14 protein-coding genes are annotated in these 13806 nt (G+C 59.2%); 4 read left to right on the forward strand and 10 right to left on the reverse strand.

Translation table 11 applies throughout. The features are described 5' to 3' along the window. Positions 1-2 precede the first annotated feature (2 nt). Both bamC and dapA read right to left on the reverse strand, forming a co-directional pair. Positions 3-1118, reverse strand: coding sequence for an outer membrane protein assembly factor BamC (bamC, locus tag ASE80_RS01590; protein ID WP_056857364.1), 1116 nt, complete (start codon positions 1116-1118; stop codon positions 3-5). 17 nt (positions 1119-1135) lie between these two features. Then, the gene (gene dapA, locus ASE80_RS01595; RefSeq protein WP_056857365.1) at positions 1136-2014 is read right to left on the reverse strand and encodes a 4-hydroxy-tetrahydrodipicolinate synthase; all 879 of its coding nucleotides are present in this window, start codon (positions 2012-2014) and stop codon (positions 1136-1138) included. A 273-nt stretch (positions 2015-2287) separates the two neighbouring features. On the opposite strand from dapA, the gene ASE80_RS01600 reads away from it, so the two are divergent. Continuing rightward, positions 2288-2848 carry a glycine cleavage system protein R gene (locus tag ASE80_RS01600; RefSeq protein WP_017137336.1) on the forward strand — a complete coding sequence of 187 codons (561 nt, stop codon included), beginning with the start codon at positions 2288-2290 and terminating at the stop codon, positions 2846-2848. Positions 2849-2857: 9 nt separating this feature from the next. Beyond that, positions 2858-3331, forward strand: a complete 474-nt coding sequence (locus tag ASE80_RS01605; protein ID WP_056857366.1) for a peroxiredoxin — start codon at positions 2858-2860, stop codon at positions 3329-3331. 38 nt (positions 3332-3369) lie between these two features. Here ASE80_RS01605 and ASE80_RS01610 read toward each other — a convergent pair whose 3' ends face one another. Further along, entirely contained in the window at positions 3370-4440 is a 1071-nt protein-coding gene (locus tag ASE80_RS01610; RefSeq protein WP_017137334.1) for an AI-2E family transporter, read from the reverse strand. 30 nt (positions 4441-4470) lie between these two features. Continuing rightward, positions 4471-4710 (reverse strand): sulfurtransferase TusA family protein, encoded by a 240-nt coding sequence (locus ASE80_RS01615; RefSeq protein ID WP_056857367.1) that lies wholly within the window; start codon positions 4708-4710, stop codon positions 4471-4473. A 95-nt stretch (positions 4711-4805) separates the two neighbouring features. Here ASE80_RS01615 and ASE80_RS01620 point away from each other — a divergent pair, with 95 nt between their 5' ends. After that, a complete protein-coding gene (locus tag ASE80_RS01620) occupies positions 4806-6239 on the forward strand; it encodes a M48 family metalloprotease (RefSeq protein ID WP_056857368.1) in 1434 nt (477 codons plus the stop codon). A gap of 67 nt (positions 6240-6306) precedes the next feature. Here ASE80_RS01620 and ASE80_RS01625 read toward each other — a convergent pair whose 3' ends face one another. The 4 genes from ASE80_RS01625 to rpoE all read right to left on the reverse strand — a co-directional run bounded on the left by ASE80_RS01625 (position 6307) and on the right by rpoE (position 10158). Beyond that, positions 6307-7746 (reverse strand): DegQ family serine endoprotease, encoded by a 1440-nt coding sequence (locus ASE80_RS01625; protein WP_056857369.1) that lies wholly within the window; start codon positions 7744-7746, stop codon positions 6307-6309. Positions 7747-7980: 234 nt separating this feature from the next. Then, positions 7981-8940, reverse strand: coding sequence for a MucB/RseB C-terminal domain-containing protein (locus tag ASE80_RS01630; protein WP_056857370.1), 960 nt, complete (start codon positions 8938-8940; stop codon positions 7981-7983). Between the two features lie 16 nt (positions 8941-8956). Continuing rightward, positions 8957-9544 carry a sigma-E factor negative regulatory protein gene (locus ASE80_RS01635; RefSeq protein ID WP_034096393.1) on the reverse strand — a complete coding sequence of 196 codons (588 nt, stop codon included), beginning with the start codon at positions 9542-9544 and terminating at the stop codon, positions 8957-8959. Between the two features lie 32 nt (positions 9545-9576). Further along, positions 9577-10158, reverse strand: a complete 582-nt coding sequence (gene rpoE / locus ASE80_RS01640; RefSeq protein WP_003172477.1) for an RNA polymerase sigma factor RpoE — start codon at positions 10156-10158, stop codon at positions 9577-9579. A gap of 463 nt (positions 10159-10621) precedes the next feature. Here rpoE and nadB point away from each other — a divergent pair, with 463 nt between their 5' ends. Beyond that, positions 10622-12226, forward strand: a complete 1605-nt coding sequence (nadB, locus tag ASE80_RS01645; protein WP_056857371.1) for an L-aspartate oxidase — start codon at positions 10622-10624, stop codon at positions 12224-12226. A gap of 210 nt (positions 12227-12436) precedes the next feature. On the opposite strand, the gene ASE80_RS30585 is transcribed toward nadB, so the two are convergent. Together ASE80_RS30585 and ASE80_RS01650 are read right to left on the reverse strand one after the other, a co-directional pair. Continuing rightward, positions 12437-12601, reverse strand: a complete 165-nt coding sequence (locus tag ASE80_RS30585; protein WP_156376405.1) for a hypothetical protein — start codon at positions 12599-12601, stop codon at positions 12437-12439. A gap of 161 nt (positions 12602-12762) precedes the next feature. Next, positions 12763-13806, reverse strand: a complete 1044-nt coding sequence (locus ASE80_RS01650) for a hypothetical protein (RefSeq protein WP_056857372.1) — start codon at positions 13804-13806, stop codon at positions 12763-12765.

Raw genomic sequence — 13806 nt, forward strand, 5'->3', positions numbered from 1 at the left:
GATCAGCCCAGGTTGTCCTGAATCACGCCCAACACTTTGCGGGCTGTTTCAGCCGGCGCAACGGTGTTGATGTTCTTCTCGACGGTCACTTGCACGCTCTCGCCCACTTTGCTCAGGCGAACCTGGTAGCGCTCGGCACGGGTTTCAACCTCTTCCTTGGTCGGCTTGCTGCCGAACAATTTGCCGAAGAACCCTGGCTCGTCGTCTTTCTTCTCGGCTTTTTCCGCTACGTTGATGTAGTACAGGCCCAGGCTGCGGTTGATGTCTTCAACGCGCCAAGGGCCCTGTTCCAACGCACGGCCAACACTGGCCCAGGCACGGTCGAGGTCTTCACCCAGGGTGAGCACCACGTTGCCGCTGCCGTCTTCGGTGAGGCTGACGCGGTTAGGCGTGTCGAAGTTGCCGGCGGCGAGCAGGGAAACCGAACCGCCCTTCTCGGAGATACGGCTCATGCTGGCCAGCATCTCGTCGACCAACGCGGCGTCAACGCCCATGTTGACCGAGCGCGGGGTGAAATCGACGTTGGCAGTGCTGCCGGCAGGACGCTCGGCGCTGACCACATAGACTTCACTGGTATTACGCTGCACGCCTGGTTCGATGCGCACACGCACACGGGCTTCGCTGTCGGGCGCTACGCCGCTCGCCTGCAGGCGCTTGGCCATGCTGGCGGACAGTTCGCTGCCGTGCTGCCAGGCCGTGGTGAACTCACCGGTCTGCGGGCGTTGTTGATCAATGCTGAAACCGTTGTCCTGGAAGAACTGCACCGCCACTGGCCAGACTTCAGCCGGAGGGCGCTGAGCCATGATCCAGCGGTTGTCGCCGCTCTTTTGCAGGCTGTAGTCGCTGGCGTCCGCCACGGCCGAGATCGGCTGCGGGCGTGGCACCACGTACTCACCCTTGGTGGTGTCGTCGGCGACGTTGCGCGGAATCGGCAGCAACGGGTCAAGGCGCTTGGCGACGTTGACGTCCGGCGGCAGTTGCATCGGTTTGGTTGCTTGTGCTTCCAGGTAATCGCTGCCGCGGTCACGGAAGTAGCCTTCCGGGCCCCATACCCAACCGCAGCCACTGGTGCTGGAGATAATCAAGGCAAGTGCGGAAAGTCCGGCCAATCGCTTCATGCGTAGTGCTTCCTCAATTAAACCAGGACGCCGGACTGGCGCAGGGCCTGTCGCAGCGGTTCGTGACAGGCTTCGCTGAGCCGGGTGAGCGGCAGACGGATACCGTCCGGCATCAAGCCCATCTCAAACAGCGCCCATTTCACGGGAATAGGGTTGGATTCGATAAACAATGTTTTGTTGAGCGGCATCAGTTGCTCGTGGATCGCACGGGCTTTTACGGCGTCACCGGCGATGGCGGCAGCACACATGTCGCTCATGGCGCGCGGCGCGACGTTGGCCGTCACCGAGATGTTGCCTTTGCCGCCCAGCAGGATCAGCTCGACCGCTGTGGCGTCGTCACCGGAATACACCAGGAAGTCGCTGCTCACGCCGGCCAGGATGTCCTTGGCGCGCTGCAGGTCACCGGTGGCTTCCTTGATGCCGATGATGTTCGGCACGGTGGACAGCCGGATAACGGTCTCGGCCTTCATGTCGCAGGCCGTGCGGCCAGGGACGTTGTAGAGGATCTGCGGGATGTCGACGGCTTCGGCAATAGCCTTGAAATGCTGGTACAAGCCTTCCTGGGTCGGCTTGTTGTAGTACGGGGTTACCAGCAGGCAGGCATCGGCGCCGGCTTTTTTGGCGTTCCTGGTCAGCTCGATCGCTTCACGCGTCGAGTTGGCGCCTGTGCCGGCGATTACGGCAATGCGGCCCGCCACGCGCTTGACCACGAATTCGATGACCTGGATGTGTTCTTCCACATCAAGGGTGGCCGATTCACCTGTGGTGCCGACCGCCACGATGGCGTTGGTGCCTTCTTGCAGGTGGAAGTCCACCAGTTTGCCAAGGCTGTCCCAGTCGAGATGACCTTGTGCATCCATGGGTGTGACCAGTGCCACCATACTGCCCGCAATCATGCAACCGCTCCTGCCGGAAAAAGAGAGCCGTAATGGTACTGGCGCCAAGATGCTTGTACAAGCGAAGTACCGCCTGAGGATGCGTTCTGGGGCAACTAAACGACGGGCAATGCCATCATTGGGCCAAAGCGCGGCTTGAAGCACGCTGAAATCAGACCGATCGCGTAATGAAAACGCCACCTCCTAGCCCTTGGCGATGGTTTTCGCTACCCTTCATCCTTTGATCGATACGGCCCACACGGTATCGACCGCTCATCGCTTTAGGAAGGCTGCATGTCCACCCCCACAGTTCGCGAACAATTCCTTGTTATCAGTGCCCTCGGCGCCAACCCCATGGAGCTGACCAACGTCCTGTGCCGCGCCAGCCATGAGAACCGCTGCGCCGTCGTGACCTCACGCCTCACCCGCCACGGCGAGTGCAGCGCGTTGGTGCTGCAGATCTCCGGCAGTTGGGACGCCCTGGCGCGCCTCGAAACCGGCCTGCCGGGCCTGGCCAAGAAGCACAACTTCACCGTCAACGTCGTGCGCAGCGCCGCCCTGGAAAACCGCCCGCAGGCCCTGCCTTACGTGGCCTATGTCAGCTCGGCCTACCGCTCGGACATCGTCAATGAGCTGTGCCAGTTTTTCATCGACCACAACGTCGAGCTGGAAAACCTGACCTGCGACACCTACCAGGCCCCGCAAACCGGCGGCACCATGCTCAACGCCACGTTCACCGTGACCTTGCCGGCCGGCGTGCAGATCAGTTGGCTGCGTGACCAGTTCCTGGATTTCGCCGATGCCCTGAACCTCGACGCGCTGATTGAGCCATGGCGCCCACAGAACCCAATGTAAGGAAGTACCATGCCGGTAGCCATCGACAAACCCGTGGCCGATTTCGAAGCCCAGGCCACCAGCGGCCAGACGTTCAGCCTGGCAGCCCTCAAGGGCAAACAAGTGGTGATCTACTTCTACCCGAAGGACAGCACCCCGGGTTGCACCACCGAAGGCCAGGGTTTTCGTGACCAGTACGCCGCGTTCAAGGCCGCCAACACCGAAGTGTTTGGCCTGTCGCGAGACAGCGTGAAGTCCCACGAGAACTTCAAGGCCAAGCAGGAATTCCCCTTCGAGCTGATCAGCGACAAGGACGAAGTGGTTTGCCAGCTGTTTGATGTGATCAAGCTGAAGAAGCTGTACGGCAAGGAATACCTGGGCGTGGACCGCAGCACCTTTCTAATAGACAAGGATGGCGTGCTGCGTCAGGAATGGCGTGGTGTGAAAGTGCCGGGACATGTGGATGCGGTGCTGGCGGCGGCGCAGGCATTGAATAAGGCTTGAATCATAATGGGGGCGAACCTTTAGTTCGCCCCAAGTGTTTACAACAAAGGCGCCACCACCGGCTCTTGCCGCGGCCAAGCATCCAGCACGGCCTTGAACAGTGTCGCCAGCGGGATCGCAAAAAACACACCCCAAAACCCCCACAGCCCTCCAAACAACAGCACCGCGCAGATAATCGCCACCGGGTGCAGGTTGACGGCCTCTGAGAACAGCAGCGGCACCAGCACGTTGCCATCCAGGGTCTGGATAATCCCGTACACCGCCATCAGGTAGATGAACTGATCGCTCCAGCCCCACTGGAACAACGCGATCAACATCACCGGCACGGTCACCACCACCGCGCCCACATACGGCACCACCACCGACACGCCCACCAGCAAGGCCAGCAGCGCCGCGTAGTTCAGCCCGAGCGCGACAAACGCGATGTAGGTGACGCCGCCACAAATCACAATCTCAATGACTTTGCCGCGAATATAATTGGCAATCTGCCGGTTCATTTCTTCGGCCACTCGGGTGATCAGCGCCCGTTCACGCGGCAGATAGCCGCTGACCCAGCGGCCGATCATTGCGCGGTCCTTGAGGAAGAAAAACACCAGAATCGGCACCAGCACCAGGTAGATCATGATATTGACCAGGAGCGGCAGGCTGGACAGGGAAAAAGTCAGCGCCCATTGCCCGAATTTTCCGATTTCGCCGCGCGCCACTTCAATGGCCTGCAACACTTGCTCATCCGACACCAGGTGCGGATAGCGCTCCGGCAACAGCAGCAACAGCGATTGCCACTTGGCGAGCATGCCCGGCAACTCGTTGAACAAGGTGATCAACTGATGCCACAGCAATGGCAGCACCACGACAATAAACACCACCAACAGCCCCATGAACAGGGCAAACACCAGCCCTACCGCCACACCGCCGGGCAAACGCAGACGCTCCAGGGTAGTGACCAACCCTTGCATCAGGTAGGCCAGCACCATACCCGCCAGTACCGGCGCCAGCATGCCGCCCAAGGTGAGCACGGCAGTAAAGGCCAGGAACAGCAGGACGGCCAGCACCACCGCTTCTTCATCGGAAAAATAGCGCTGAATCCAGTCTCGTAACACTTTGAACATCAATCAACCTCGGGTGGTGGGGCGAACAGTTCAGGCCTTGCGCAACCAGTAACGGTACACACCGGCGGCATCTTCTTCGAGCAGCAGGGTGTGCCCGGCCAGTTTGGCAAAGGTGCGGAAATCGCGCTGGGAGCCCGCGTCCGTGGCGATCACCTTGAGCACGGCACCGCTGGCCAATCGGTTGAGTTCCAGCTTGGCCTTGAGCAGGGGCAGCGGGCAATTGAGGCCACTGGCATCGAGTTCGGCGTCAAAGGCTACAGCGTCGGTCATCGGTTTGCTCCAGGCATGCGTTTGGGGTGCTTAGAATATCTGGTCCGAAGCTCAGTGTCCGGCTACAGTAAGCTCTTTGTCGAAAGGCTTTGTGCATGACTTTTTTGCGCCCTACCCTGCTGACGCTGGCTTGCCTGCTGGCCTCCCCGGCCTTCGCTGACGACCTGCCGTCACTCGGCGACGCCAGTTCTGCCATTGTCTCGCCGCAACAGGAATTCCAACTGGGCCGCGCATGGCTGGCCTACCTGCGTGGCCAGGTCTCGCAGCTCAATGACCCGCAGCTTAAGGATTACGTCGAAACCAGCGTGTACAAGCTGGTGGAGACCAGCCAGGTGAATGACCGGCGCCTGGAATTCATCCTCATCGACAGCCCGCAACTCAACGCCTTTGCCGCACCCGGCGGGATTGTCGGGGTTAACGGTGGCCTGTTTCTGAATGCCCAGACCGAAGGCGAATATGCCTCGGTGCTCGCTCACGAATTGGCTCACTTGTCCCAACGCCACTTTGCGCGAGGTGTGGAAGCGCAGTCACGCATGCAGATCCCGATGATGGCCGCCCTGCTCGGCGGCATTATCGCGGCGGCAGCGGGTGCGGGCGATGCCGGCATTGCCGCAATTGCGGGCAGCCAGGCGGCAGCTATCCAGGAGCAGCGCAGGTTTTCACGCCAGAACGAACAAGAGGCTGACCGCATCGGCATTCTTAATCTGGAAAAAGCCGGTTACGACCCACGCTCCATGCCGACCATGTTCGAACGCCTGATGCGCCAATACCGTTTCGACGCCAAGCCACCGGAATTTTTGCTGACTCACCCGGTGACCGAGTCGCGGATCGCCGACACCCGTAACCGTGCCGAGCAAGCCAAGCAGGGCGGCAAGGAAGACAGCTTGCGCTATCAGTTGATTCGCGCACGGGTGCAGTTGCAATACGAAGACACGCCGGGGCTGGCCGCCAAGCGCTTCCAGGCGCAATTGGACGAGAACCCGAAAAACGATATAGCCCGTTATGGCCTGGCCATCGCGCAGATCAAGGGCACCCAGTACAAAGAGGCACGGGAAAGCTTGCAGCCGCTGCTGGCCAAGGCGCCCAACGACATTACTTACAACCTGGCGCAGATCGAGCTGGATATCGACAGCAACCACCTGCCGGATGCCCAGCAACGTACTGATCGGATGCTGGCCCAGTACCCCGGCAGCTATCCGCTGAATCAGATACGCATTGATGTGCTACTCAAGCAGAGCCGTAATGCCGAAGCTGAAAAGGCATTGGACGGGTTGCTCAAGTCGCGTCCCGACGATCCGGATGTGTGGTACCAGGTGGCAGAGACTCGCGGCCTGTCCGGCAACATCATTGGTCTGCATCAGGCGCGTGCCGAGTACTTTGCACTGGTGGGCGACTTCAAGCAGGCCATTCAGCAACTGGACTTTGCGAAGCGCCGGGCCGGCAACAACTTCCCACTGTCCTCGCGCATCGACGCGCGCCAGCGTGAGCTGATCGAACAGGAACGCCTGGTGAAAGGGATGATGAGCTAAAACCATCGCCCACAAAAAAGCCCCGCTTTCGTTAACCGAAAGCGGGGCTTTTTATTGAGCTAGCGGATTACTCGGCCAGCTTGAAGGTGATGAAGCTTGCACGGCCCTGACGCAGCACGCGCATCGACACCGAGCGATTCTTCGGCAACGCTTTGGCGATGTCGGTGAATTCCTTGGTGGAGTTGATCGCCTGGTTGTTCAGGTGGGTGATCACGTCGCCCGGCTGTAGGCCGATCAGGGCAGCTGGGCCGTCCTGGACTTCTTTGATCACAACACCGCTCTTGAGGTCGAAGCTCTTCTTCTGCTCGTCGGTCAGCTCAACCACGGCAATGCCCAAGCGATTGCTGCTGCGTTCAGCGCCTGGTTTGGCGTTGCCCAGCGCATCCAGGGTTGCACCCTCTTCCGGGATCGCGCCGACGGTCAGCTCAACGTTCTGGCGCTTGCCGTCACGAATCACTTCCAGCTTGGCTTTGCTGCCGGCTTTCAAGGCACCGACCAGATGCGGCAGGTCGGCGGACATGATGATCGGTTGGCCATTCATGCTCAGGATCACATCGCCCACTTGCAGGCCACCTTTGGCAGCAGGCCCGTCGTCCTGGATTTGCGCGACCAGGGCGCCAGCTGGCTTGTCGAGGCCAAACGATTCAGCCAGGTCTTTGTTCACTTCCTGGATAACCACACCCAACCAACCACGGCTGACTTTGCCACCACTTTTGAGCTGGTTGGAAACGTCCATGGCCACGTCGATCGGGATGGCAAAGGACACGCCCATGAAGCCACCGGAACGGGTGTAGATCTGCGAGTTGATCCCCACCACTTCGCCCGCCAGGTTGAACAGCGGACCGCCGGAGTTACCCGGGTTGATCGGCACGTCGGTCTGGATGAACGGCACGTAGTTTTCGTTTGGCAGGCTGCGGCCGATGGCGCTGACGATGCCCTGGGTCACGGTGTGGTCGAAGCCGAACGGCGAACCGATCGCGACCACCCACTGCCCGGCTTTCAGGTCCTGTGATTTACCCAGCTTCAGCACAGGCAGGTCTTTACCTTCGATTTTCAGCAAAGCCACGTCGGAACGCGGGTCGGTGCCCACCAGCTTGGCTTTCAACTCACTGCGGTCGGCCAGGCGCACGAGAATTTCGTCAGCGTCGGCAATCACATGATTGTTAGTGAGGATGTAACCGTCAGGCGAAATGATGAAGCCCGAGCCCAGGGACTGCGCTTCGCGCTGACCGCCACCGCCGCCACGCGGGGAGCGTTGTTGCGGCATACCGCGCTCGAAGAACTCGCGCAGCATGGGCGGCAGGCCTTCCAGGTCAGGCATCTGCTGGTTCGAGACTTTGCGATCCGGCAGCTTCTGCGTGGTACTGATGTTCACCACGGCAGGCGAGGCCTGCTCCACCAGTTGGGTGAAGTCAGGCAGCTCGACCGCTTGCGCGGACACTGCCTGACCCAGCACCAATACCGTGGCGACTATGGTTAGGTAAGACTTCAAACGTGGTATCGACATACAGCTCCCGTTACGACGAGCAGGGTTGAGCGACAGGGTTCAAGAAACGCCGAAAACTTCGACCGGCATTTTTGTTCCGCGAACAAAATAAGGTCAGAGCCGACAAGCCCTGACCTATAAAAAACATGGGGATTTTTTGCAAGTGAAAATACTGATCCAGAAATTTCATGCTCTCAGCCCCCAACCACGCAAAGGCTCACATTGAGAGGTCAGGATGAACATAGGATTAACGACTCATGGCTTGGCGGCGGTCTTTTCGCCGCGTACCGACAGCGCAATGCGTTCGGCAGTGCCGATGGGAATTTCGCCGACAACCGTCACCATGACTTCGCCATCGACCGTGTTCAGACGGCGCGACACGGCCACAGTTGGGCCAAGCTGCGTGCGTGTTTCGCTCACACTCGCACCGTCGGTGGACTCAAGAAACACTGAGAAACGTGCAAGCCCGTCGTCGTACATCAGACTGTCGACAGTGGCGTGGGTCTGAGTATCTTTTCGCGAGACGCTGTTGGTGAGCTGAAAACCTGGAGGCAACCAGTCCAGATGCCATGCGTGGGTGGCGGGCACCTCGGGTGCTTTGGTGCTGGAAACAGCCACAGGTGAGCATTCGCTGCTGGGCTGTAAGTCACGATCTGATGGCGCAGCCGAGGTGTTCAGTCGAGTGAATTGGAAGCGCTCCAACAACTGGCCCTGCTCATTGAGTAACAGGGATTTCAGCGGCAGCGCGGTTTCACGATCCAGGTGCAACTCAAAGCCATATCGGTATTGATCACGGGGAGCAATCGACACAATCACCGCATTTCGACCGGCCACGCGAGATTTGCCAATGACGGCCAATTCGTAGAATTCAGTTAGTTTTTGCGGATCCAGAGCGCGCGAAGGCGCATCAGGCGAGTTGCCAAGGCCGGCAACCAAGGTGCCACTGACACATTGTGTACGACCATCTACCCGCACCAGTTCCTGGGCAGAGCCATCGAGCTGCAACAGCCGCTCACGAACGTGACCGTCCTGGACGCGATGCCAGATGTCATGGGTAGAAAAATTGCCGTTACGCTCGTAGACGAACGTACCTGCAAAGCTTTGCTGCTGCTCTGCACGCCCAAGTCGAGTCAGCCAGTCTTGGGCTTCGTCGGCATGGGCGGATAGTGCAAAACAACCACTGAGCAAAAGCGTAAGGAGCGGTATGGCGCGCATAGGGCCCCTTAGCGGTTTAGCGGTTTTCCAGGCTGGCTGCACGAGCGTATGGCAGAGCGCTTTCAGTGCCTTTCAAAGCAGATTCCTGTGCGTGTTGGCGCAGGTAGCCTGGAAGACGCTGATCCTGCCAGCCGGATTGCCCTTGAAGTACGCCGTTGGCCATAGGGCCGGTGGCATCAGAGCTTTCCTTGTAGCCGGCCAGTACCGCTGGGCCTTTGACTTGCGGACCGGCCATGACCGGTTGCTGAGTCTGCTGGGCCAGTTCGGCACCGGCGATTTCGTCCTGGTTGTACAGGCGAACACCGGCCAACACGGCAACAGTCACCGAGGCAGCTACTGCCAGGCGACCCAGGCTACGCCATGGACCACGAGCAGCTTTTGCCGGAACGGCTTCATCGGCCAACGCGGCAGAAACGGCCGCAGCAATATCCAGACGAGGGATTAAAAGATCCTTGTGCATCACCGCCCGAGCGACTTGGTAACGAGACCAGGTATCACGGGTTTCGGCATCATCAAATGCATTGAGCACCCGACGAAGTTCCAGTTCATCCGCTTCGTTATCCATCACTGCGGACAGCGATTCCTGCAGGGCATCACGACTCATGGCGGTTCCTCTCTTGGCTGTCGCCGCTGTCTTTAGTTTTCCTGCAACAACGGTTGCAAGGCTTTGTCGATGGCTTCCCGGGCCCGGAAAATCCGTGACCTTACAGTCCCCACCGGACATTGCATGACGCTCGCAATGTCTTCGTAACTCAGACCATCGAATTCACGTAAAGTTAACGCCGTACGCAAATCTTCTGGCAGTTGCTGAATAGTGCGATGAACGGTGCCCTCGATCTCGTCGCGCAGCAAAGCACGTTCCGGCGACTCGAGATCTTTGAGGCCGTGATCACCATCGTAAAATTCTGCATCTTCTGAACTTACATCACTGTCCGGTGGGCGGCGGCCGCGAGACACCAGATAGTTCTTCGCCGTGTTAATGGCGATGCGGTAGAGCCACGTGTAAAACGCACTATCACCGCGAAAATTGCCAAGTGCACGGTACGCCTTGATAAAGGCTTCCTGTGCAACGTCCTGCGCTTCATGGGTGTCGTGCACAAACCGCACGATCAACCCGAGAATTTTGTGCTGGTATTTCAGCACTAGCAGATCAAATGCTCGCTTGTCGCCACGCTGAACGCGCTCGACCAGCTGCTGATCCTCTTCCTGGGTTAGCATGAACACTCCTCGTTGTACTCGAAGGAGGCTTGCATAACTAAACGATCAGGCTTGCAAACATAGACTAGGACTTCTCGCAAAAGTTCTCCCCCTCCAAGCAAGTTTCCGGCATGCACTGATTTGGCACACACGAAAAACGCAGCACGGGCTAGGCCGGCTGCGCGAATAATCTTGTCGCCGGTTTTCTGACGCGTCCAATGCTCCCGACGGGCCAATAAACTCAACGTTTTCCCAGCTTTCGGGCAACCTGCTATTGAGTAGGGGCTCATGCAAAAAGTTCCCATCTCAATAGCCGGCCCATATGACCCCAGCTGTGCACCGTAATTTCACATTGCCACGAATGCCCGGCTATTGTGCCGCTCCCCCCCTCTATATACTAGTGGCCCGTGTGACCCTTTGATTCGCCGATCCAGGCGTCCTGTTTGCGCCAGCCCTTTGGATCGCTTTTTGCGGAATCCTTCAAATGAGCCAACAGTTTCAACACGATGTCCTGGTGATCGGTAGCGGTGCGGCCGGCTTGAGCCTGGCACTCACCCTCCCCAGCCACCTGCGCATTGCGGTCCTGAGCAAGGGCGACCTGGCCAATGGCTCGACATTCTGGGCCCAAGGCGGTGTCGCGGCGGTACTGGACGACACCGATACCGTGCAATCCCACGTCGAAGACACTCTTAACGCCGGCGGCGGCCTGTGCAACGAAGACGCGGTGCGCTTCACCGTAGAGCATAGCCGCGAAGCCATCCAATGGCTGATCGACCAGGGCGTGCCGTTCACCCGCGACGAACACGCCGGCAGCGATGACGGCGGATTCGAATTCCACCTGACCCGAGAGGGCGGCCACAGCCATCGCCGCATCATCCACGCCGCCGACGCCACCGGCGCCGCCATATTCAAGACGTTGCTCGAGCAAGCCCGCCTACGCCCCAATATCGAACTGCTGGAGCAACGCGTCGCCGTCGACCTGATCACTGAAAAGCGCCTGGGCCTGGACGGCGAACGCTGCCTCGGCGCCTATGTGCTCAATCGCGCCAGTGGCGAAGTCGACACCTACGGCGCACGTTTCACCATTCTGGCCTCAGGCGGTGCCGCCAAGGTCTACCTCTATACCAGCAATCCCGACGGCGCCTGCGGTGACGGCATCGCCATGGCATGGCGTTCGGGCTGCCGGGTCGCCAACCTGGAATTCAACCAGTTCCACCCCACCTGCCTGTATCACCCGCAAGCCAAGAGTTTCCTCATCACCGAAGCCCTGCGCGGTGAAGGTGCGCACCTGAAACTGCCCAACGGCGAGCGCTTCATGCAGCGCTTCGACCCGCGTGCCGAGCTGGCGCCACGGGATATCGTGGCCCGCGCCATCGACCACGAAATGAAGCGCCTGGGCATCGACTGCGTGTACCTGGACATCAGCCACAAACCCGAAGCCTTCATCAAGACCCACTTTCCCACCGTCTACGAACGTTGCCTGGCATTCAACATCGACATCACCAAAGGCCCGATCCCGGTAGTGCCGGCTGCGCACTACACCTGTGGCGGCGTGATGGTCGACCAAAACGGTCGCACTGACGTGCCCGGCCTGTATGCGATCGGCGAAACCAGCTTCACCGGCCTGCATGGCGCCAACCGCATGGCCAGCAACTCGCTGCTCGAATGTTTCGTTTACGCGCGCTCGGCGGCTGCCGACATCCTTGAGCAACTACCGCGCATCCCGGTGCCCGCCGCCCTGCCCCGCTGGGACGCCAGCCAAGTAACCGATTCCGACGAAGACGTGATCATCGCGCACAACTGGGACGAGCTGCGGCGCTTCATGTGGGACTACGTAGGCATTGTGCGCACCAATAAGCGCCTGGCGCGGGCTCAGCATCGCGTGCGCTTGCTGCTGGACGAGATCGACGAGTTCTACAGCAACTACCGAGTAAGCAGAGACCTGATTGAATTGAGGAACCTTGCTCAAGTAGCGGAACTGATGATCAGGTCTGCCATGGAACGTAAGGAATCTCGGGGTCTGCACTACACGCTGGACTATCCAGGGTTACTGCCAGAGGCGAAGGATACGATCCTTACACCGACCTGATGAGGCACGTTAGGAGACCTTAGCGTAGCACCATAGGACCCCGGTTTGTAACAGCTTTGGCGCACATTTGTCCCAACGCTGGGGTCCTTATCGCCTGCCCGCAAGGGTCCCTATCGAGATCGAGCGCCTGAGCGAGCGTGCGGGGGCCTACGGGGGTAAGTGCGCAGGTTAGTAGTTACAGGTGGTCACTCAGAAATTTCTGTCAGATCCTTAAAGGGATCCCGATACGTCCGCGATGACCTCTCCAACCAGTCCAGCGATTAGCTCACCATGAGCGCAGCCATAAAGAACCGCTACGGTTCCGACCAGCTTCCATGTGGCTTTCGACATGGCGATAGCCTTGAGGACGGCCAACCATTGTTTCTTGGCGGCCATAGCGGTCTCCTACGTGAAGTCTGATAAAGAATGTGGGTCATTGCCCTGCACATTTTGCATAGCAACGCATTCCACATGGGCTCATCTGAAGGTCCACCATTTAGATAGACGCTCAGATCAACCCACGAGGCCCATTACGGACCTCATGGATACAGCGGGTGTTACGGCTTGACGACCACACGGGTGATCAACGGGAAGTCTACGGTCTCGACCTGAAGTTTCTCAGTAGGGTCTTCAGGGTTTGCCAGCTTGATCCTGACCTTGGCCTGAGCCATTACGTCAGCGATACCGCTTACCTCAAAGTCCCAACCCTGTACGCCAGCGTTGCGGCTCGCATGGATCTTCCATACGTCGCCCTCCTGATCATGGCGGAACGACAGCGAGGCAAAGCCCTTAGGCAGCATGAAGACACCACGGTCAGACCCAGAGTAGAACTGAGTGCGGCAACCCAACAGGCCCTCAATGGATTCGACACCGGCGCGCTGGGCAGCACGCTCAAGCATTGCCTGCTCGGTCATGTGCATCAGCAACACGAAGTCGCTCAGAGAGTTACCTACCGACTGGTTAATGCTCATGGTCAAAGCGTCGATCCAGTCCTCAGCACGATCACGCGGAGTGGTGCCCGCAATGGTGACCTCCTTGGCTTCGGTGCTTGGGGACTTAATGAGGATGTCCACAACGGTAGAACCACAGGCCTTCTCGAAGTCGGCCAGCATCTTGTCCATCATCTGCTCCATGCCGTTGCCAGTGAAGCCAGCAACAACGTGGGCATCCAGAAGGGTGAAGCGGTGCGAGAAGAACGCAGCGGTATTGGTCGGCTCAGTGAAGATGAAGTCACCGGCAACCGCTTCGCCCTTGGCGATGGTCGAGGTGTCGTAGATCGACTGGCGAGGATCGAACTCAAGGTTACGATTGACCATGTTGACCAATTGCACAGGGGTCGGCTCGGTCCCCTTCGGACGGAACTCACAGGGAATAGCATCGGCAGCGTTGTCGTGCCACTCGCCACCATTGAAGAATTCGTCCATGGCTTGGGTGATGACCTGGGCCAGAACACTGGAGTCAGTCGCCTGGGCGCCCATAGAGGCCTCGGTGGAGAACTGAAGGTTACCGCCATTGCCCCATACGGCAGCCTCATAGGAAGTCGGCGTGGTGTAGCGGTCGCGTTGGTCGCGGTGATCGGTAGATTTGGATGGGTTGGACAT

Origin of the sequence: Pseudomonas sp. Leaf15, assembly GCF_001421425.1 — a bacterium.
Taxonomy (GTDB): Bacteria; Pseudomonadota; Gammaproteobacteria; order Pseudomonadales; family Pseudomonadaceae; genus Aquipseudomonas; species Aquipseudomonas salomonii.